The organism is Pseudomonas maumuensis (genome assembly GCF_019139675.1).
GTDB lineage: Bacteria > Pseudomonadota > Gammaproteobacteria > Pseudomonadales > Pseudomonadaceae > Aquipseudomonas > Aquipseudomonas maumuensis.
Genome location: NZ_CP077077.1, coordinates 5,248,407 through 5,270,185, shown reverse-complemented (window position 1 = coordinate 5,270,185; position 21,779 = coordinate 5,248,407). Strand labels below are relative to the sequence as shown.

Here is a 21,779-nt window from a genome sequence, read left to right as displayed (position 1 = left end):
GGAGCCGGCTTGCCGGCGATTGGGCTGCGCAGCAGACCCCATCCCGATATCACGACCAGAACAACAATAAGGACGTGACATGCAACAAGCTCAAGGTCTCAAGCGCGGGCTATCGGCCCGGCACATCCGTTTCATGGCGCTCGGTTCGGCAATCGGTACCGGGCTTTTCTACGGTTCGGCCTCGGCCATCCAGATGGCCGGCCCGGCCGTGCTGCTGGCCTACCTGATCGGCGGCGCCGCGGTGTTCATGGTCATGCGCGCCCTCGGCGAAATGGCCGTGCATAATCCGGTGTCCGGCTCCTTCGGCCACTACGCCAGCACCTACCTCGGCCCCATGGCCGGCTTCATCCTCGGCTGGACCTACGCCTTCGAGATGGTCATCGTCGCCATCGCCGACGTCACGGCCTTCGGGATCTACATGGGCTTCTGGTTCCCCGAGGTTGCGCGCTGGATCTGGGTACTCGGAATCGTGTTCCTGATCGGCGGCCTGAACCTGTGTAACGTGCGGGTGTTCGGCGAGATGGAGTTCTGGCTGTCGCTGCTCAAGGTCGGCGCCATCGTCGCGATGATCCTGGCAGGTCTTGGCATCATGGCCTTCGGTTTCAGCCAGGTGGGCAGCGGGCATGCGGTCGGGGTGAGCAACCTGTTCGAACATGGCGGCTTCATGCCCAACGGCGTCAGTGGCCTGATCGCCTCGTTCGCCGTGGTGATGTTCGCCTTCGGCGGCATCGAGATCATCGGCGTCACCGCAGGTGAAGCGAAAGACCCGCAACGTGTTATCCCCAAGGCGATCAACGCCGTGCCGCTGCGCATCCTGCTGTTCTACGTGCTGACCCTGTTCGTGCTGATGTGCCTGTACCCCTGGCCGCAGATCGGCAGCCAAGGCAGCCCGTTCGTGCAGATCTTCAGCAACCTGGGGATTGGCTCGGCGGCGGCGGTGCTTAACATCGTGGTGATTTCGGCAGCCATTTCCGCGATCAACAGCGACATCTTCGGCGCTGGCCGGATGATGTACGGCCTGTCCCAACACGGCCAGGCGCCGCGTGGCTTCGGCAAGCTGTCCAGGCACGGCGTGCCGTGGATGACCGTGGTGGTGATGGGCGCTGCGCTGCTTGTCGGCGTGTTGCTCAACTACCTGATCCCGGAGAACGTGTTCCTGCTGATCGCGTCGATCGCGACTTTCGCCACCGTGTGGGTGTGGCTGATGATCCTGGTCACCCAGGTAGCCATGCGTCGCAGCATGAGCCGCGAACAAGTCGCCCAGCTCAAGTTCCCTGTGCCGTTCTGGCCCTATGGCCCGGCCATGGCCATTGCTTTCATGTTGTTCATCTTCGGTGTGCTGGGTTACTTCCCGGATACCCAGGCGGCATTGATCGTCGGCGTTATCTGGGTCGTGTTCCTGGTCGCTTCCTACCTGCTGTGGTGCAAGCCGCGCGCAGGCGATGGCGAGCCGGTTCGCGAGCCTGCCGAGCTGCACCGCTGAGTCTTACAAGGAGAACCTGATGAGAACCCTCTGGCAGCACTGCCATGCGGCAACCATGGCCGAGGGCCGCTACTCGATCATCGAGGACGCGGCGATCGTCACCAGCGCCGGCCTGATCGAATGGATCGGCCCGCGTGACGAGGTGCCGCCAGTGGCGGCCGACCGCATCGTCGACCTCGGCGGTGCCTGGGTTACCCCGGGGTTGATTGATTGCCACACCCACGCGGTGTTCGGCGGCAACCGCAGCGGCGAGTTCGAGCAGCGCCTGCAAGGCGTCAGCTATGCCGAGATCGCGGCCCAGGGCGGCGGCATCGCCAGCACCGTGCGGGCTACCCGTGCCGCCAGCGAGGACGAACTGTTGGCCAGTACACGTCAGCGCGTCCAGGCGCTGATGCGCGACGGTGTGACCACGATCGAGATCAAGTCCGGCTACGGCCTGGACCTCGAGAGCGAGCGCAAGATGTTGCGTGTCGCCCGGCGCCTGGGCGAGGAGCTCCCCGTGACCGTGCGCAGCACCTGCCTGGCGGCCCATGCCCTGCCGCCCGAATATGCGGGGCGGGCCGACGACTACATCGCCCATATCTGCGACGTCATGCTCCCGGCATTGGCTGCTGAGGGTCTGGTGGACGCGGTGGACGCCTTCTGTGAGCACCTGGCGTTCTCCCCAGCCCAGGTCGAGCGGGTATTCGTCAAGGCTCGTGAGTTGGGACTGCCGGTGAAACTGCACGCCGAGCAACTGTCATCGTTGCACGGTTCGAGCCTGGCGGCGCGTTACCAGGCTCTGTCGGCCGATCACCTGGAGTTCATGACCGAAGAAGACGCCATTGCCATGGCCGAGGCCGGCACAGTGGCGGTGCTGCTGCCGGGGGCGTTCTACTTCCTGCGCGAAACCCAGCTGCCGCCGATGGATGCCCTGCGCCGGCACGGTGTGAAGATCGCCCTGGCCAGCGACCTCAACCCCGGTACCTCGCCGGGGCTGTCGCTGCGTCTGATGTTGAACATGGGCTGCACCTGTTTCCGCATGACCCCGGAGGAGGCTTTGGCCGGTGTCACCGTGCATGCCGCCACGGCGCTGGGCCTGGGCGATAGCCATGGCTCGCTGGAAGAGGGCAAGGTCGCAGACTTCATCGCCTGGCAGATCGAGCGCCCCGCCGACCTCAGCTACTGGCTCGGCGGTGATCTGCCCAAGCGCGTGGTGCGCCTGGGCCATGAGATATCCAATTGAGCGAGGGTATATGGACAAGGTATTGAGTTTCCATCAGGGGCGTCTGCCGCTGCTGATCAGCATGCCCCATGCTGGCCTCGCGTTGACCCCGGCCGTGGAGCAGGGGCTGGTCGAGCAAGCCCGCAGCTTGCCTGACACCGACTGGCACATCCCGCGTTTGTACGATTTCGCCCTTGAATTGGGCGCCAGCGTGGTGGCGGCGGAGTATTCGCGCTTCGTCATCGACCTGAACCGTCCCGATGATGACAAGCCGCTGTACGCCGGCGCTACCACGGGTCTGTACCCGGCGACATTGTTCGAGGGTGAGTCGTTGTTCAAGGATGGCCAAGTGCCGAGCGCCGACGAGCGGGCGACGTACCTGGAGAGGATCTGGCGCCCGTACCACGATACGATTCGTCATGAGCTAGCGCGCCTGCGCGCAACGTTCGGTTATGCGCTGTTGTGGGACGCCCACTCGATCCGCTCGCTGATTCCGCACTTGTTCGACGGCAAGCTGCCGGATTTCAACCTCGGCACCTTCAACGGCGCCAGTTGCGACCCCGCGCTGGCTGAGCGACTGCAAGGCGTGTGCGCCGAATTCCCGCAGTACAGCCACGTGCTCAATGGCCGCTTCAAGGGTGGGCATATCACCCGGCACTACGGTAACCCGGAAAACCACATACACGCTGTGCAGCTGGAACTCGCTCAATGCACCTACATGGATGAAACGGAGCCGTTTGCCTACCGCGAGGATCTGGCGCCACTCACGCGCGAGGTGCTGGAACGGCTGCTGGCGGCTGCGTTGGCATGGGGAAAGGCGCGATACGGCGCTTGACTTCGTATCGCGCTGTGGGCCGCCGGCCTCAGATACGGTCTGGGTTGGCAAGCAGTGTGAGCTCGCGAATCAGTAGCCGTTCCTGCGCTGTCTTGGCGCGTAGCAGTGCCTCGTACTCGCAGGACAGGTCTTCAATGGCGACTTCTTCCGGGTAGTGGTTGGGCAGGTCTATCACGTTGGCCTGGTACGCCTGCTCGACACGGTCGAATTGCTCCGCGTGGAATGTACGCATGTAACGGCCCCACTCCTGATTGTTCATTGCGTACTCCAGAAAGTCCTCGCCCTGCTGGTCCTGCAGCACTTGCTCTATCGCACGGGTCAGCTCATTGCGGCTGACTTCGGCGATCGCCTCGAAAAGCATGTCGTCGTTAGGTATGCCGAGTTTCAATGAGTCGTTCGAACCCCGGCGATAAGCCAGGCGCACCTCCGCCTCGTCGCGCTCACCGGCGTTTACACGGGCGATCTCATCGAGTCGGTTCATGCGGTAGAGTCGCCTGAGTTCCTGATACAGGTTCTGCTCGGTGTCGGCTGTCTCGATCGTCATACATCGACCCGCGATGAGAAACTCCAGGTTCTGGAAAACCAGCAAAACGCCGTCGTGGCAGGTCTGGTCACCTGTGTCCGGCTGCACCAGCCCCTCTTGCGCAATGTGATCGAACAAGATGCGATCTTCCTGGTTGACGACCGCCCTTATCAGCACCATCCGCACCCGTTCGGCGAACGCTGCGCGTGTACCGCCATTGCGAAATGGCGCCGATTGCTGCAAACGTCCCACGAATGTCAGCAGGTTACGTGCATCTCCCGCCTGCTTGAGTTGCTGCCAGGCATCGCGCAGCGCGTCATTCTGATCCGGCGTGCCCAGGAGCCAGCGTGCCAGGTCCGGTGTGTCTTCACTGTTGATGGGTTGGGGGGCATGCAGGTGCCTGCTATTGGGTGCATCGGCCGATGGGCTGAAGGCGAAGGTAAAGCGCCGCTGGGTCGCGGAGGATCTCCTTGCACGGTCCACGGTCTCTGGGGTGAGCGGGTTGTCGAACAGCGCAACCGACGTTACCTGAGCGTTGGTGTCGGGATTGCTGAGGATGTATTCGGGTAGCACGGTCAGCTGATTGTCACTGAGGTTGAGCAATTCCAGAGGTAACAGGGTGTCGACCCAGGTGGGCCACTGGCTGATGGACATGTTGCTCAGGTCCAGACGATTGAGGTTGCACATTGCCTGGGGTACTTGGGTGATCTCGCCCAGGCGATTGCCGGCCAGTTCCAGTGTGCGCAGGTTGCCCAGCTGGCCGAGGGTGGCCAGCAGGCTGGTATCGATCTCCAGGCCCATTTCATGCAAAGAGAGGTAACTGAGCCGCGGCAGGTTCAGTAGCGATGATGCCAGTGTCGGACTCGGTTGGGCATGATGACCGAGACTGAGGACTTCCACGGCACTGAAGCGCTGCAAGAATGCTTCCAGCTGCGCGGCCGTGGCGCTGGTCCGCTCCATCGACAAGGCACGGACCTGCGCGTAGAAGAACGTCGGAAGCCGCGGCGGGAAGTGCTCCAGAGCGATGTTGTCCAGGCGTAGGGGGCTTCGCGCGCCGCGTTCCACACCGCGCCAGTAAGTATTGAGGGTCATGCCGACGCGATTACGCATTGCCCTGGCCGCAGGGCTCAGCGGTGCCGTGGAACTGGACGCATTGGCCCAGCCGTAAGTGGCCTCGTGCAACTGCTCGCGCTGGTCGGTGTAGTGGCGCATTTGCTCGTTCAAGGCAGCCGAACGATCGAAGCGGATGCGTTCGGGGTTGCTCTCGTGGCTAAGCAGGATGCGCAGCAACTGATCGTCGATGAGGTCGTTGCCCTCCAGCGACAAGACAGTGTGCGGCAGGGTCGATTGCTCATTGCCAATCAGAAAGTCCGGCAGTGAGCGAATTTGGTTGCGGCGCAGTGAAACTACTGCGATCTGGCTCAACGCCCGCTGGTTCAGGCTTCGAGGCCAGTTGTCCAGCGCCATGCCCTCAAGGCTGAGATAGTCGAGCGCAAGTCTTCCGAATTCCTCGGTGGCGAACGGGGAAATCCGGTTGCCATCGAGGGTGAGCCGGCGCAACCGTGGCATTCCCCTCAACCGCTCGAAATCTTGGTTTGTCAGAATCAGGCTCTGATTGCTCAGGTTGAGCGATTCCAGCTCATGGAGGCTCGCGGCGATCGAGCGCAGAACATCGTGGCTTGCCCTGACGCCTGTCTCACCCTCGTCAACAGGGCGGGAGATCTCCAGCGAACGCAAGAGAGGGAAATGCTCCAGCAAGCGGGCGAGACTGCGCGCGCGTCGCTGTACGCCCATCGCGTTATCGTAGGTGTGGGCGATGAGCTCCAGGCGGGTGATCCGTTCGCCGAGGAACACGGGTAGATTGGCGGGGAATGTTTCCAGATAGACACCTTCCAGGCGCAAGGTCGGTAGTTCGGTGCTTTCGAACGGCGGCGCATGGTCATACCAGCATTGCATGAGCTGATCGCGCAACGAACGGATCGCGTCAACATTGCCACTTGAGCCGGGTAGGGCGTTTTGCCATGCGTCCAGATGCAGGGTCAGCTCATTGCGCTCGCGGATCAGGCGCAGCAGATCATCGTTTATCTGGCGTAAGTTCAACCCTCTTCTCTCCAGGGTGTGGAGTATGTCCGCGGCGCCTTGGGACAGATGCTGAGGCAGACCGAGCTGGTTGATCATGCGCATCAGCGTGGGCCTCCTGATGTAGTTTCCGGCGGGGTTGCCACCGCCCATCGGGTAGCCCAGGCGGCCGTCGGCCAAGCGCATCGGCGAACGGTAGCCCGGACGCACAGGCTGCATGCGCAATACCTGCCTCAGCTGTGCGCGCGGTAGCAATGGCCTGGCCTGCAACACCTGCTTGAGAGCCGCAGCGCTTTCCACGCCAGCAACGCCTGGAGTCAGGCGTACAGAGGCAGGTATGGCTGCTGCGAGGGCGCTGAACAGTGTGTCATGAACCTGCTCCGAGGCTTTTGCCTGGCTGTCGCCCAACACGATGTAGCCGTGCTCCGTGCAGAGGATGCTGGCGTGAGGGTCGCCGAGACCTGCGCCTATGCGCATGCTGTCTGCGGGCAGGTGGGTGTGTTGCTCCAGTTCGATGGCGACGTCCGCGGGCCATTCCGGCATTTGCCCGAGCGTATGCAGGATCAACCGGTCGGCATCCCAGTTGCGCACTGTATCCAGGTACAGCCCTTCATAGGCGCGTGCCAGGCGTACCGCTTGCTGGTAGGTGCGAACCTCTTCGGCCAGTGGTTGCCGAACCTTGCCCTCGGCAAGGGCAAGCAGCGTTTGCGCATCGGCGTGCCGTATCAATTCGTTTATGACCGGTGCCGGAAGGGTTGGATAGCGTCGACGGAGCGGGTCAGCCTCGGCGTCGGGCTCGACGTTCAACTGCCCATAGCGCTTTTCGAACGCCCGCTGCATATCACCTGGCGTACCTTGCATTGAGCGCAGCGTCTGATCCAGCTTGAAACGTGTCAGGGTGTCTTGCAGCAGTGCCGGCGGTTTCTGGTTTTCGACCAGGCAGCGCCGTAGCGCGGCTTCGTCGACACCGCTGATCGCCAGCAGGCGCGTGGCATCCTCATCGCTGAGCGCCGCAACCTCTGGTCCCAGCCGCCTCAGCAAGCGCTGGGCCGACCATTCCTTCGGGCGATCAAGCTCGTGCAGCCACGTCCCTTCGCCGTTGTGGCGCAGCAAAGGTTCGTAACTGAGGGCCTTGCTGGGATGCTCGATATGGTAGGTGCCGGTTTCGGATGCCCATTTCAGCGCGTAGGTTTTGCCATCGAGACGCAGCCACAGCTTGTCATCCTGCCGGTACAACCCCAGGTCGTCGGCCTGCAGCCCCGGCTGGAGCGGCACGTTCTGCTCGAAGGGGGTCAGGTCGGCGTTCCACAGGCGTATGCTGCCATCTGGCAGCTCTACTTCCACCAACTCCTCGATGAACGATGGCGCGCTGAGGGGGGGAGGGGCGGGTTTCGGTTCCTCGGCACCACTGGACATCTCTGCCTTCAGCGCCCCCGCACCCGCCTTGAGCATGGCCATGACGACCATGTTCCCCACGACATCCATCAGGTAGGCATAGGCTTGCTGGCGGTCGTCCTGCTTCCAGCTCTCGATACCTTCATACACTTCATGGCCCATTTGCAGGACTGTCAAGCCAAGCAACAGGTCGTTGGCGGCGGTTGCCGCGATAGCGATGCCGGGCACCACGAGGCCTATTCCCGGTAACACGAAGCCCACGATGTTCAGCACGTTCGCAGCGATCGACTCGAAATAGGCCAGGCGATCGTGGAAGGATTTGATGTCCATGGCCAGGGTCGGCACCGCGTGGAACCTGGCGTTGTCGCGTAACGTGGTGAAATTCTGGTAGAGCACCTCGGCCTGGAACGGGCGGCTGAACGTGCGTGGCACCAAGGGCAGTTTTGCCTTTGGGTCGGCGACCCGCTCGTAGACATTCCTCAATGTGAAGGTCTGTGGTGTGAGGAGATCCTGCAGCTTGGTGCCTAACCGTGCCTTCGCGGCATCCGGAATGTGGCGCGTGAGCGCCGTCAGGTTCTTCTGGGCCAAGTCCCGCAGCTGCTCGGTCAGCGCCTTGAGGGACGGATACTCCACCAGCGGCGATTCGACCACATGGGGGGTATAGAGCATCACACAGGCCAGCGACCTGAACTGGATCAGCAGCATGCCGTTCAGCTCGGTCTGCCACAGCATCAAGAAGCTGAAGCTGGCCGGTGCGGTCGAGTCGAGCTTGTCCAGCGGGGTGGCCAGCAGGGCTTCATAGGCAGCTTTGCCGACCTGGGCTTGCAGGTAGGCAAGGTGCAGGCTTTGCCTGAACGCCGAAAGCTCGACCTGGCCCAGTGTATCGAGCACTGGCGCCTGGGCGCTCAGGCGCGTTTCCCATGTGCTCGACTGGCCCGGTGGCAATTGCGCGCAGGGGTAGTAGATGGCATCGATCAGGGTCTGATACTGGCCGCCAACATCGAGCTTTCGACACAACGCGGCGAAGGCCGTGGGCTCGATGTTCACGACGTTGTCGAACGGCGGACCGTTTTGATAACCACGCTGGTCGAGAATGACCGAGCGCATCCGTGGCATCGGCACCTCCATGCCGCCAGCTATGGTCGAGGTGCTTTCGAAGTTCTGTAGCGCGTGCTGCTTCAGGGAACGGGTGAACTGTCGAGGCTCGGCCGCGCCTAGTTGGCGTTGGTGGGCATAGCCCACCGCATCGAACAGGAACGTGTTCGTCACGTCGATATCAAGCTGGAACTCTTTCTTTATGGCCGCTGTGAGCTGCTGTGTGGCGAATGTTTCCAGGTCGGGCAAGGTGCTGAACAGATCTTTTGCCGCCGGGATCGCTGCCTGGTAGCGCGCATGTTCGCGAGCCAGCGCCCTGGCGACTTCAGGATGTCGCAGGCACGCCGGCTCGAGCGAGGCGAGGGCTGTGTTGAGTGCCGCGCGCAACTTGTCGGCTGTCGGCGCTGACGCAGCCTTGATCCATGCTGGCGTCTTGCTTTCGATCAGTGCGTAATGAGGAACGGTCTGGGGCTTCGAATCCGGTGGCATGTGCAGGTTCTCGAGCAGTGAAAGACCGCCGGCACTATTCCTGGCCCTGGCCTCGCCAAGTGGTATCTATTTGCCCCGGGCAGGACGAGGGGCATGCTCAAAGGGCAATTCAGGTTTATGATGGCCCACGGCCGAACCAAACCTCACACGGAGTGCGCGATGCAGACCCTCTACCCGCAGATCAAACCCTACGCCCGGCACGATCTGGCCGTGGAAGCGCCGCATGTGCTGTATGTCGACGAAAGCGGCTCGCCTGAAGGTCTGCCCGTGGTGTTCATCCACGGCGGCCCGGGCGCCGGTTGCGACGCTCAGAGCCGTTGCTACTTCGACCCCAACCTGTATCGCATCATTACTTTCGACCAGCGCGGCTGCGGTCGCTCCACGCCCCATGCGAGCCTGGAGAACAACACCACCTGGCACCTGGTCGAGGACCTGGAGCGCATTCGCGAGCACCTTGGCATCGACAAGTGGGTGCTGTTCGGCGGCTCCTGGGGTTCCACCCTGGCGCTGGCCTATGCCCAGACCCATCCCGAGCGCGTGCATGGTCTGATCCTGCGCGGGATCTTCCTGTGCCGCCCGCAGGAAATCAGCTGGTTCTACCAGGAGGGCGCCAGCCGTCTGTTCCCCGATTACTGGCAGGACTACATCGCGCCGATTCCACCGGAAGAGCGTGGCGACCTGGTCAAGGCCTTCCACAAGCGCCTGACCGGCAACGACCAGATCGCCCAGATGCACGCGGCCAAGGCCTGGTCCACCTGGGAAGGCCGTACCGCCACCCTGCGGCCGAACCCGTTGGTGGTCGACCGCTTCTCCGAACCCCAGCGCGCCCTGTCCATCGCCCGCATCGAATGCCATTACTTCACCAACAACGCGTTCCTCGAGCAGGATCAGCTGATCCGCGACATGCCGAAGATCGCCCATCTGCCGGCCGTGATCGTGCATGGCCGCTACGATGTGATCTGCCCGCTGGACAACGCCTGGGAGCTGCACCAGGCCTGGCCGAACAGTGAATTGAAAGTGATTCGCGACGCCGGTCACGCCGCCTCCGAACCGGGCATCACCGACGCCCTGGTGCGCGCCGCCGACCAGATGGCTCGGCGTCTGCTCGACCTGCCTCTGGAAGAGGCATGAAAGGGCTGATCCAGCGTGTGCGCGGCGCACGGGTGGAAGTGGCGGGGGAGATCGTCGGGGCCATCGACCAAGGGTTGCTGGCGCTGGTGGCGGTCGAGCCTGGCGATTCGCCCGAGCATGCCGACAAACTGCTGCACAAGCTACTGAACTACCGGGTGTTCAGCGACGAGCAGGGCAAGATGAACCGCTCGCTCAAGGATGTCGGCGGCGGCTTGCTGCTGGTGTCGCAGTTCACCCTGGCCGCCGACACCCGCAACGGCATGCGCCCGAGCTTTTCGACGGCTGCGCCACCGGCGCTCGGTGCCGAGCTTTTCGACTATTTGCTGCTTCAGGCACAGGGACAGCACCCGGTTGTGGCCAGTGGTCGCTTCGGTGCCGACATGCAGGTGCATCTGGTCAATGATGGCCCGGTAACATTTATGTTACAAATATGAGGTCAAAAAACCCTTTGTTTGTCGAAAAACAAGGGGTTTTGTACGATAAATAGTTTGTTCAGCCTGATGCGTTGTAACGCGACCTGCTGGATAATCGCGCGCTGCATGAACCTGCGTTCGCAGGTTCGTTTCACTTTGACTCGAGCATTGTCAGGATCCGTTTGGGGAATCATTACGCCCTCACGGGGTCCGAACAGTGCTCGCCAACCCGGCATTTGTCGCTGGCCGTTGGTTTCATGATCTGTTTTCGGCGAGGATTGCTCGTGATTGTAAGCCCCTGTATTGCACCTAGAATCCCCGGTACCCGGCTGCGCAAGGCCCTGTTGGCCGGCGTGGCGCTGGTCGGCCTGATGAGCGCGGGCCAGCTGTGGGCATTCAATCTGGACGATGTTGCAGCCAAGGCAAAGGATCTGGCCGGTCAGAAGTTCGAGGCACCGAAGAGCAACCTGCCACCGGTGTTCCGCGACATGAAGTACGCCGACTACCAGAAGATCCGCTTCCTGCAGGAAAAGGCCGAGTGGGCCAAGGACAAGACGCCGTTCAAGCTGTCCTTCTATCACCAGGGCATGCACTTCGACACGCCGGTGACCATCAACGAGATCACCGCCAACAAGGTCAAGGAAATCAAATACGACCCGAGCCGCTTCGAGTTCGGTGACGTGCCCCATGACGCTGATGCCACCAAGAACCTCGGCTATGCCGGTTTCCGTGTGCTCTACCCGATCAACAAGGCCGACAAGCAGGATGAGATCATGACCCTGCTTGGCGCCAGCTATTTCCGCGTGGTCGGCAAGGGCCACCGCTATGGCCTGTCGGCCCGTGGCCTGGCCATCGACACCGCACTGCCGTCGGGCGAGGAATTCCCGCGTTTCCGCGAATTCTGGATCGAGAAGCCCAAGCCGAACGACAAGCACCTGGTGATCTACGCGCTGCTCGACTCGCCGCGCTCCACCGGTGCCTACAAGCTGACCCTGCGTCCGGGCGAGGACACCCTGGTCGACGTCAAGTCGCGCGTCTACCTGCGTGAAAACGTCAGCCGCCTGGGCATCGCCCCGCTGACCAGCATGTACCTGTTCGGCCCCAACCAGCCGTCGAAGGTCATGAACTACCGCCCGGCCCTGCACGATTCCGAAGGCCTGGCTATCCATGCCGCCAACGGCGAGTGGCTGTGGCGTCCGCTGAACAACCCGAAACACCTGGCCGTGAGCAACTTCAGCGTCGAGAACCCGCGTGGTTTCGGCCTGCTGCAGCGCCAGCGCGCCTTCAGCGACTATGAAGACCTCGACGACGAGTACGAAAAGCGTCCGAGTGCCTGGATCGAGCCAAAGGGTGATTGGGGCAAAGGCACCGTCGACCTGGTCGAGATTCCGACCGCCGACGAGACCAACGACAACATCGTGGCCTTCTGGAGCCCGGAAAAGCTGCCTGAGCCAGGCAAGCCGTTCGAGTACGACTACCGCCTGCGCTGGACCATCAAGGAAGACCAGCTGCACTCGCAGGAGCTGGGCTGGGTCAAGCAGACCCTGCGCTCTGCCGGTGACGTCAAGCAGTCCAACCTGATCCGCCAGACCGACGGCAGCGTTGCCCTGCTGGTCGATTTCATCGGCCCGAACCTTGCGGCGTTGCCGGCGGACACCGCCGTGCGCAGCCAGGTCAGCGTCGGCGACAATGCCGAAGTGGTCGAGAACAACCTGCGTTACAACCCGGAAACCAAAGGCTGGCGCCTGACCCTGCGCCTGAAGGTGCAGGATCCGAAGAAGTCCACCGAGATGCGCGCCGCGCTGCTGCGTGACGTGCCGGTCGAGCAACCGAAGCCCGCCAAGGAAACCAAGCAGGACAAGGCCGCGGCCAAGCACGCCCACGCCAAGGCTGAGAAAGCCAAGGCCGAGCAGGCTGCCGAGCAACCCGCCGCCGACGCGGCATCCACCAACGGGGCCCCGGCCACCACCGAGAAGGTGCTGACCGAGACCTGGAGCTATCAGTTGCCTGCCGATGAGTAACTCAAGCGCAAGGCCGGAATCGCTTGGCGAATACCTGGCCCACCTCCCCCTGAGCGACGAGCAGCGCGCGGAACTCGCCCGTTGCACCTCGTTCAGCGAGCTGCACCAACGCCTGGCGGCCAACCCGGCCGCCGCCACCACCGAGGCCGTCCAGGCTTCGGTGGGGGCCCGTCTTACCGTAGGCAGCGCCGCCGAACTGGAAGAGGCCGAGATGCTCGGCGTCGATGGCAGCGGCCGCCTGTGCCTGAAGATCGCCCCACCGATCAAACGCACCAAGGTCGTGCCCGAGCCGTGGCGCACCAACGTGCTGATCCGCATGTGGCGGCGCATGACCGGTCGCACCAACGCCCCGCAGCCGCCCAAGCGCGAGCTGCCGCCGGCGCGCTGGCGCACGGTCGGCTCGATCCGCCGCTATATCCTGCTCACCCTGATGATCGGCCAGACTATCGTCGCCGGCTGGTACATGAAAGGCATCCTGCCTTACCAGGGCTGGTCGTTCGTCGACCTCGACGAAGTCATCCACCAGCCGCTGTGGGACACCGTGGTGCAGGTGTGGCCGTATGCGCTGCAGACGTCCATCCTGATCCTCTTCGGCATCCTGTTCTGCTGGGTGTCGGCGGGCTTCTGGACCGCGCTGATGGGCTTCCTCGAGCTGCTCACCGGGCGTGACAAGTACCGCATCTCCGGCAGCAGCGCCGGCAACGAGCCGATTCCCGCCGAGGCGCGTACCGCGCTGGTGATGCCGATCTGCAACGAAGACGTGCCACGGGTGTTCGCAGGCTTGCGGGCGACCTTCGAGTCGGTGGCCGCCAGCGGCAACCTCGATCGTTTCGACTTCTTCGTGCTCAGCGACACCAACGACACCGATATCGCCGTGGCCGAACAACAGGCCTGGCTCGACGTGTGTCGCGAGACCAAGGGCTTCGGTCGCATCTTCTACCGTCGCCGCCGGCGCCGGGTGAAGCGCAAGAGCGGCAACCTCGACGACTTCTGCCGTCGCTGGGGCGGCGATTACAAGTACATGGTCGTGCTCGACGCCGATAGCGTCATGAGCGGCGAGTGCCTGAGCAGCCTGGTGCGCCTGATGGAGGCCAACCCGGACGCCGGCATCATCCAGACCGGGCCGAAAGCCTCGGGCATGGATACCCTCTATGCGCGCATGCAGCAGTTCGCCACGCGCGTGTACGGCCCGCTGTTCACCGCCGGTCTGCACTTCTGGCAACTAGGTGAGTCGCACTACTGGGGCCATAACGCGATCATCCGCATGAAGCCGTTCATCGAGCACTGCGCCCTGGCGCCGTTGCCGGGCAAGGGCGCGTTTGCCGGTGCGATCCTTTCCCACGACTTCGTCGAAGCCGCGTTGATGCGCCGTGCCGGCTGGGGCGTGTGGATTGCCTACGACCTGCCGGGCAGCTACGAAGAGCTGCCGCCGAACTTGCTCGACGAGCTCAAGCGTGACCGCCGCTGGTGCCACGGCAACCTGATGAACTTCCGCCTGTTCCTGGTCAAGGGCATGCACCCGGTGCATCGCGCAGTGTTCCTCACCGGGGTGATGTCGTACCTGTCGGCGCCGCTGTGGTTCCTGTTCCTGGTGCTGTCGACCGCGCTGCTGGCGACCAACACCCTGATGGAGCCGCAGTACTTCATCGAGCCGTTCCAGCTCTACCCGCTGTGGCCGCAGTGGCATCCGGAAAAGGCCATCGCGCTGTTCTCCACCACCATCGTGCTGCTGTTCCTGCCCAAGCTGCTCAGCGTCATCCTGATCTGGGCCAAGGGCGCCACCGAGTTCGGCGGGCGGATCAAGGTCACCTTGTCGATGCTGATGGAGATGCTGTTCTCCATGCTGCTGGCACCGGTGCGGATGATCTTCCACACCCGTTTCGTCCTGGCCGCGTTCCTCGGCTGGGCCGCGACCTGGAACTCGCCGCAGCGTGACGACGATTCGACCCCGTGGAGCGAGGCGGTGCGTCGCCATGGTCCGCAGACCCTGCTGGGCATCGCCTGGGCCGGGCTGGTGGCCTGGCTGAACCCGAGCTTCCTGTGGTGGCTGGCGCCGATCGTCGGCTCGCTGGTGCTGTCGATCCCGGTTTCGGTGATCTCCAGCCGCACCCGCCTGGGCCTGGCGGCCAAGGACGAGAAGCTGTTCCTCATCCCTGAGGAGTACGCGACGCCGCAGGAGCTGCTTGCCACCGACCAGTACACCCACGAGAACCGCTGGCATGCCCTGCACGACGGCTTCGTCCGGGCCGTGGTCGACCCGCGCCAGAACGCCCTGGCCTGCGCCATGGCCACGGCGCGTCACGGCCAGGCGGCGCCGATCGAGGCGCTGCGCGTTGAGCGCGTGGCCAAGGCGCTGGAAGTGGGGCCACAGGGCCTGGACCTGAACACCCGCCTGGCGCTGCTCAGCGACCCGGTGGCGCTGTCGCGCCTGCACGAGCAGGTATGGGCCGGCCACAACACGGCGTGGATCGATGTATGGCGCGCTTCCATCGCCAACGACCCGCACTCGCCGTTGCTGCCGCTGCATCCGGAGCACATGGTCCAGCCAGCCTTGGCGGGCGCCTGACCCTTCCTTGGGGCCGCTTCGCGGCCCTTTCGCCGGCAAGCCGGCTCCCACAGGTGCAACACTATTCTTGTGGGAGCCGGCTTGCCGGCGATACGAGGGCAAAGCCCTCGCTCTTCGCCATCTTTTGGCCAACAAAGTCCCCCCCGGCTCTAGGTCCCAGCTCACGCATGCGTTAGCATCCGTCCCGATATTGCGCATCGGTCTGTCGGACCGTGCTTACAAGAAAAATCTGCGTACTTCTTGCTAGGGGACTTGGTGATGATGAAGAAATACCTGTCGCGACTGCTGGTAGGTGCGACCGCCCTGATTGCGGTAGCCACCGCCCAGGCCGGCGCCATCGATGACGCGGTCAAGCGCGGCACCCTGCGTGTGGGCATGGACCCGACCTACATGCCGTTCGAAATGACCAACAAACGTGGCGAGATCATCGGCTTCGAGGTCGACATCCTCAAGGCCATGGCCAAGTCCATGGGCGTCAAGCTGGAGATGGTCTCCACCGCTTACGACGGCATCATCCCTGCGTTGATGACCGACAAGTTCGACTTCATCGGCAGTGGCATGACCCTGACCCAGGAGCGCAACCTGCGCCTGAACTTCAGCGAGCCCTTCATCGTCGTCGGCCAGACCCTGCTGATCCGCAAGGAGCTGGCGGGCGAGATCAAGTCGTACAAGGACCTGAACAACGAGAAGTACCGCCTCACCTCCAAGCTCGGCACCACCGGCGAAATGGTCGCGAAGAAGCTGATCGGCAAGGCCAAGTACCACGGCTACGACAACGAGCAGGAAGGGGTGATGGACGTGGTCAACGGCAAGGCCGACGCCTTCGTGTATGACTCGCCCTACAACGTGGTGGCGGTGGAGAAGGCCGGTGCCGGCAAGCTGGTGTTCCTGGAAGAACCCTTCACCTACGAGCCGCTGGCCTTTGGCCTGAAGAAGGGTGACTACGACAGCATCAACTACATCAACAACTTCCTGCACCAGATCAAGCATGACGGGACCTACGATCGTATTCACGACAAGTGGTTCAAGAACAAGGACTGGCTGAAGGAAATGGAATAAGGCCCGGGTCAAAAACCCAAGCGCTGACCTCGACGCGCAGGCAAGCCCTGCGCGTTCGCATTTACGGAAGTACCCCACGTGATCAAACACAAGAAAGCACAGTGGCCCTGGCACGGGCTGACCGCGCTGGTCCTGGTGGGCCTGGCGATCAGCCTGTACCTGGCCACCTCGATGATTTCCTACGAGTGGCGCTGGAACCGCGTTCCGCAATACTTCGCCTACAAGGCCGAGGAAACCCAGCGTGCCGCCAACCCTGGCACGGTCGAGGAAATCGTGGTGTCCGGCGACAACGCCCGGGTCACCCTGAAGGACGAGAGCGGCGACACCCAGGTCGTCGAAGTGGCCAAGGACAGCATGCTGCTGGCCCGTGGCGACGACGTCGCCGAGGGCGATGCCATCGGCGTCACCCGTCACTGGGCCGCTGGCCCTTTGGCCTGGGGTCTTTGGACCACGCTGTGGATCTCGGTCATATCCGGCGCGCTGGGCCTGGTGATCGGCCTGTTCGCCGGGCTTTGCCGGTTGTCGAGCAACCCCACCCTGCGCGACCTGTCCACGGTGTATGTCGAACTGGTGCGCGGCACTCCGCTGCTGGTACAGATCTTCATCTTCTACTTCTTCATCGGCACCGTGCTCAACCTGAGCCGCGAGTTTGCCGGGGTGGCGGCGCTGGCGCTGTTCACCGGCGCCTACGTGGCCGAGATCGTCCGCGCCGGCGTGCAGTCGATTGCCAAGGGCCAGAACGAGGCGGCGCGCTCGCTGGGCCTGAACGGCGCCCAGTCGATGCGCCACGTGATCCTGCCGCAGGCGTTCAAGCGCGTGCTGCCACCGCTGGCCGGGCAGTTCATCAGCCTGGTCAAGGACACCTCGCTGGTGTCGGTGATCGCCATCACCGAGCTGACCAAGAGCGGTCGCGAGGCCATCACCACCTCGTTCTCGACCTTCGAGATCTGGTTCTGCGTGGCGGGCCTGTACCTGCTGATCAACCTGCCGCTGTCGCACATCGCCAGCCGGCTCGAGCGGAGGCTTGCGCAAAGTGATTGAAGTCCGTGACCTGCTTAAAGTCTTCGACACCCGTGGCCAGGTGGTGCGTGCGGTGGACAGCGTCACCACCCAGGTCGCCAAGGGCGAAGTGGTGGTGGTGCTGGGCCCGTCCGGCTCGGGCAAGTCCACCTTCCTGCGTTGCCTGAACGGCCTGGAGCATTTCGACCAGGGCCATGTGTCCATCAACGGCGTGCAGCTGGACGACCCGAAGACCGACATCAACGCCTACCGCCGTGAAGTCGGCATGGTGTTCCAGCACTTCAACCTGTTCCCGCACATGACCGTGCTGGAAAACCTGTGCCTGGCGCAGAAGGTGGTACGCAAGCGCAACAAGGCCGAGCGAGAAACCAAGGCCCGGGCGTTGCTGGAAAAGGTCGGTATCGCGCAGAAGGCCAACGAGTACCCGTCGCGCCTCTCCGGTGGCCAGCAGCAGCGGGTGGCCATCGCCCGTGCCCTGGCGATGGATCCGAAGGTGATGTTGTTCGATGAGCCGACTTCGGCGCTCGACCCGGAAATGGTCGGCGAGGTGCTGGATGTAATGAAGACCCTGGCCCAGGAAGGCATGACCATGGTCTGCGTGACGCACGAGATGGGCTTTGCCCGGGAAGTGGCGGATCGGGTGTTGTTCTTCGATCACGGCAAGCTGTTGGAAGATTCGCCGCCAAAGGCGTTCTTCGATGCGCCGAAGGACCCACGGGCCCAGGCGTTCTTGCGCCAGGTGCTGTAGGGGGAGCAACTGCTCATGCCCGGTAATGGCCGCCTGGCAGCAACGGTGTGGGGGCGGTGCAACACCGCTCTCACGAACCCTGTGAAGCTTTAACCAGGGCTACTGCCGTATACGGAGGTTTTCATTTGCTGATTGCCAGTGTTGGCGATAAATAGCGCTCATAGCCGCTTTCACGGTGCTCAACGCGTCGAAATATGCAATTGCCTCAGCCTCCAGCAACGGTATTAGGTCAGTTATTTCTCGGCGTATTTTTTCAACTTTGAAAGCTTTATGCTCGGTGGTTTTGGTATATTTTTTTATTTCTTCTGGGCTGAGGTTGAGCATTTTTTTATGTGCCGCCCCGCCCTCAAGTGTAAAGGGTAGCAGTTTATGCAGTGATTGCTCTGCTGTTGCGGTGTCTATTTTTTCATCTTGGTATTGCATCGATATCGATAGTATCTCTGTGAGTTGTTTTTTTGAGTCTGTAGTGGATTTAAATTCCTCGAGGAGTTTCCCGGTCTTAATGAGTCTGGCATTAAATCTTTGTCTTGTTATCTCTGCGGCAGCGATAGGGTTGTCTCCATGTGAAATAAGGGTTTTTTGAGCGAGTTGCTTAAGGGTTCCAACGTTTCCAGATGGGTCGCTATAATTGATCGGGTCGCCGTTGCAATAGGCATAGGCATTGTAGTTTCGCTGTAAAAATACTCCGGTCCGATCCGGAGATAAAAAACGCATGAGCTTGTAACTGTAAACACGGTTACCATGTCCCGCCAGATAAAAGCCTGCCTGCTCCAGGTATTCGCCGTTATAAGCCAACAGGTTCCGCGCGCAACCGGGTCGCAGTTCACCATAGGGCGAATAGGCGTTGTTTTGCTGGGCTTTGCCCTGGGCGGTCAGCAGTATGGACTTGGATAAGTCGGTCGCCAGAAGTCTGGATTGGGCCAGCGCATATCGTCGCGTATGCGGTGGACTACCCAACGCGAAAATGGAGTTCTTTGTATAAGGTACGTATTTTTTATCCACCTGCCATACTCCGGTCGTGAAAGGAGAATACTCACGGAGTATCGTCCAGGCCCCGGAACTCGGTAAACTGACAAAAATGGCAGGTCGAGCGAGCCCGCGCTGAGTCCCGGGCAGGCGACTTTTCATTCATGCTTGTCGCCGTGCATAACATGCCCTAGCAAAACCAACATATCTGCTCTTTATTTGCTCTTGATCTTGCTTCTAAGCGCGCGATAGTTCAGGCGCCACCAATTGCGACTTCAGGAGGCCGAACGGAGGGCTTGCGCAGGAAGGTGACGGGCATGGATGCCCGTCAAGCGCCGATCAGGCCATGGATGGCCCGTCGGCGCGTCCTCCCGGAGCGAGCCCGGAGTGAGGGGACCCCGGAGCGAAGCGTAGGGGCCGGATGAATGGAGCGAGCGGTTTTTGCCTTCTTTGCCCGCGTGCAAAAGAAGGTCGCCGTAAAGGCGAAAAGGTGACTGTGCGTCGACATCGCAAATGAATGCGCATACAACTTTGAAAACACACGCTCTGAGAGTCAAAGTCAATCGGCGTCAGTTTTTATAGTTGTAAGTGCCAAAGCCAAAGCCAAAGCCAAACCCAAACCCCGGGGCTGGAGATTTGAACGCACGGCCGGAAGGCCTAAAGGCTGAACCGCCCCACCATGCCCCGTAACTGCTGCCCCAAGTGCTCCAGCTCCCCGCTCGAAGCCGCGGTCTGCTCACTGGCTGTGCTGGTGCGGTCCGACACATCGCGTACATTGATCACGCTGCGGTTGATCTGTTCGGCGACAACGCTCTGTTGCTCGCTGGCCGTGGCGATCTGTTGGTTCATGCCCTGGATGGTCGACACTGTCGCGGTGATCTGGCCCAAGGCATCACCGGCCTTGCGACTGAGTTCGACGCTTTGCTCGGTGAGCTGCTTGCTATTGTCGAGCAGACCAGTGACTTCGTCGGTGCCACGATGCAGATTGTCGATCAACTGCTCGATCTCTTCGGTCGACTGCTGGGTTCGCTGGGCCAGGCCCCGTACTTCGTCGGCGACCACGGCGAAGCCACGACCTGCCTCGCCGGCGCGGGCCGCTTCGATAGCAGCATTGAGCGCCAGCAGGTTGGTCTGTTCCGAAACGGACTTGATGACGTCGAGAATCGAGCCGATGCGGTTGCTCTCACCGGCCAGATGGCCCATCGCTTCCAGGCAGTGGTCCATCTGTCGTGCCAGTTGCTCGATCCGTGCGATGGCCTCGGCGACCACCTGGTCGCCCATTTGCGCCTGTGTGTCGGCATCGGAGGCCGCCATCGATGCCTGCTCGGCATTCTGCGCCACCTCCTGGACAGTGGCGCTCATCTGGTTCATCGCAGTGGCGACCTGATCGGTTTCCTCGCGTTGCTGATTTATGCGTTCGCGGGTGTCCACGCTGGAGGTGGCGAGCTCGGCCGCGGCTTTCGAGAGATGATCGACGCCTTGGTCGATCCCGCCCAGCAGTTCGCGCAGGCTCAGGGTCATCTCGCGCATGCTGCCCTGCAATTGCCCCATCTCGTCACGCCGCGAGACCGTTTCCACCTTGCTGAGGTCGCCCTTGGCGATGCGCGAAGCCTGGGCCAGGGCCTGGTGTAGTGGGCGTGTGATCTGCAAGGTGATCAGCCACCCCGCCAGTACACCGACCAGTAACGCGAGAACGGCGACGCTGCTGAGGAGCGTACGGGCAGCGAGTGCCTCGCTGTCGCGCTGGTCGATCTTGCGCTGGCTTAGCTCCAGGCTGACGGTGGCGAGTTCTTCACCCATCTTCTCCATGCTCTCCTGCAGGCCCTCGACGCGCATGGCTTCGTCACGATACTGCGCCAAGACCTGGCGGTAACGGGCAAGCTCGGTCTGCGGTCGTGCCAGCAGCGAGCGCGAAAGGCCAAGGGGGGCCAGGCTGCGCAGGAGTTGCTCCAGGCTAGTGTCGGCGGCGTTCAGGGCAGTATCGCCGACCTCGTTGAAAGCCTCTCTGGGCGAAAAAGCGTACGCGGGAATCAAACTTTGCTGGTTGGCTGAATCGATATGTCGGCTCAAGGTGTCCATCGCCCCGAGTACGCTGCCTTGCTGGCCGTCACCTGGCATTTTCAGCAGCGCTTGGGTCTGTAAGTCGTCGATCACCTGCTCCAGGGCCTTTACTTGCTGGAGCATGTCGGTGCGCAAGGTCTGCCGCTTGTCGACAGCCTGCTGTAACTGGATGTAGTCCTCCCTGAGCCGCTGCAGCATTGCCAACTTCTGTGCTAGCAGTTGGCGGGATTGATCGACCGTGCTGCGCTGATGAAGTGTGGTCAGGCGGTCATGCAGTTCGTCGAGAATACGTGTGATGCTGTTTCTGCTGGTGTCATCGGCGAGCACGCGATAGGTGATGCGTTCGGCGCGCAGGTCCTTGACCAGGTCAGTAATGGCGACGATTTCGCTGAGCTGTTCCGAGCGGTTGATGGCGCCGTCCAGTGCCCGCCAGCCGCTGATCGTGGTGGCGAGCGTCAGCATCAGCACCACGGCGAAGCCCAGGGCAAGTTTGAAACCGACCCCCAGGTTGCCGAGTGTGCGATCGAGGTATCCGAGCATGGCAGGTCTCCGTCCAGTTGAGAAATGGCCATAGCGGCACAATGCCGTCATGGTCATTGGTCATCGGCACAGAAGCTGTCGGACTCGACCTGCAAATTGGGTAGGAAAAATCGCGTCGGGTCGCAGGATTAATCCCGCGACCCACTGTGTC

13 protein-coding genes are annotated in these 21,779 nt (G+C 62.2%); 10 read left to right on the top strand and 3 right to left on the bottom strand.

Features of this window, described 5'->3' with window-relative positions:
- Nucleotides 1–79 precede the first annotated feature (79 nt).
- The 3 genes from KSS90_RS23525 to hutG are packed head-to-tail and all read left to right on the top strand — an operon-like array spanning nucleotide 80 to nucleotide 3,522.
- Complete coding sequence (locus tag KSS90_RS23525; protein WP_046853896.1) at nucleotides 80–1,483, top strand: amino acid permease; 1,404 nt, start codon at nucleotides 80–82, stop codon at nucleotides 1,481–1,483.
- Between the two features lie 19 nt (nucleotides 1,484–1,502).
- A complete protein-coding gene (gene hutI / locus KSS90_RS23520; RefSeq protein WP_217867472.1) occupies nucleotides 1,503–2,708 on the top strand; it encodes an imidazolonepropionase in 1,206 nt (401 codons plus the stop codon).
- A 10-nt stretch (nucleotides 2,709–2,718) separates the two neighbouring features.
- Nucleotides 2,719–3,522 (top strand): N-formylglutamate deformylase, encoded by an 804-nt coding sequence (hutG, locus tag KSS90_RS23515; protein WP_217867471.1) that lies wholly within the window; start codon nucleotides 2,719–2,721, stop codon nucleotides 3,520–3,522.
- 28 nt (nucleotides 3,523–3,550) lie between these two features.
- On the opposite strand, the gene KSS90_RS23510 is transcribed toward hutG, so the two are convergent.
- On the bottom strand, nucleotides 3,551–9,103 hold the full coding sequence (locus tag KSS90_RS23510; RefSeq protein WP_217867470.1) for an NEL-type E3 ubiquitin ligase domain-containing protein: 5,553 nt from the start codon (nucleotides 9,101–9,103) through the stop codon (nucleotides 3,551–3,553).
- 159 nt (nucleotides 9,104–9,262) lie between these two features.
- On the opposite strand from KSS90_RS23510, the gene pip reads away from it, so the two are divergent.
- From pip to KSS90_RS23475, 7 genes are all read left to right on the top strand, one after another.
- Nucleotides 9,263–10,234, top strand: a complete 972-nt coding sequence (pip, locus tag KSS90_RS23505) for a prolyl aminopeptidase (protein ID WP_046853900.1) — start codon at nucleotides 9,263–9,265, stop codon at nucleotides 10,232–10,234.
- Nucleotides 10,231–10,668 carry a D-aminoacyl-tRNA deacylase gene (gene dtd, locus KSS90_RS23500; protein ID WP_217867469.1) on the top strand — a complete coding sequence of 146 codons (438 nt, stop codon included), beginning with the start codon at nucleotides 10,231–10,233 and terminating at the stop codon, nucleotides 10,666–10,668. The genes pip and dtd overlap by 4 nt, the downstream gene beginning before the upstream one ends.
- A 263-nt stretch (nucleotides 10,669–10,931) precedes the next feature.
- Complete coding sequence (locus tag KSS90_RS23495) at nucleotides 10,932–12,668, top strand: glucan biosynthesis protein G (RefSeq protein WP_217867468.1); 1,737 nt, start codon at nucleotides 10,932–10,934, stop codon at nucleotides 12,666–12,668.
- Nucleotides 12,661–15,234 (top strand): glucans biosynthesis glucosyltransferase MdoH, encoded by a 2,574-nt coding sequence (gene mdoH, locus KSS90_RS23490; RefSeq protein WP_217867467.1) that lies wholly within the window; start codon nucleotides 12,661–12,663, stop codon nucleotides 15,232–15,234. The genes KSS90_RS23495 and mdoH overlap by 8 nt, the downstream gene beginning before the upstream one ends.
- A 261-nt stretch (nucleotides 15,235–15,495) precedes the next feature.
- Nucleotides 15,496–16,293: a transporter substrate-binding domain-containing protein gene (locus KSS90_RS23485; protein WP_167335937.1), complete on the top strand. Its 798-nt coding sequence runs from the start codon at nucleotides 15,496–15,498 to the stop codon at nucleotides 16,291–16,293.
- Between the two features lie 78 nt (nucleotides 16,294–16,371).
- Nucleotides 16,372–17,334: an amino acid ABC transporter permease gene (locus KSS90_RS23480; RefSeq protein ID WP_046853904.1), complete on the top strand. Its 963-nt coding sequence runs from the start codon at nucleotides 16,372–16,374 to the stop codon at nucleotides 17,332–17,334.
- A complete protein-coding gene (locus KSS90_RS23475; RefSeq protein ID WP_217869847.1) occupies nucleotides 17,327–18,061 on the top strand; it encodes an amino acid ABC transporter ATP-binding protein in 735 nt (244 codons plus the stop codon). Before KSS90_RS23480 ends, KSS90_RS23475 begins: the two co-directional genes overlap by 8 nt.
- A 99-nt stretch (nucleotides 18,062–18,160) precedes the next feature.
- On the opposite strand, the gene KSS90_RS23470 is transcribed toward KSS90_RS23475, so the two are convergent.
- Complete coding sequence (locus KSS90_RS23470; protein WP_217867466.1) at nucleotides 18,161–19,189, bottom strand: RHS repeat-associated core domain-containing protein; 1,029 nt, start codon at nucleotides 19,187–19,189, stop codon at nucleotides 18,161–18,163.
- Between the two features lie 495 nt (nucleotides 19,190–19,684).
- On the bottom strand, nucleotides 19,685–21,628 hold the full coding sequence (locus KSS90_RS23465) for a methyl-accepting chemotaxis protein (RefSeq protein WP_217867465.1): 1,944 nt from the start codon (nucleotides 21,626–21,628) through the stop codon (nucleotides 19,685–19,687).
- Between the last annotated feature and the right edge of the window lie 151 nt (nucleotides 21,629–21,779).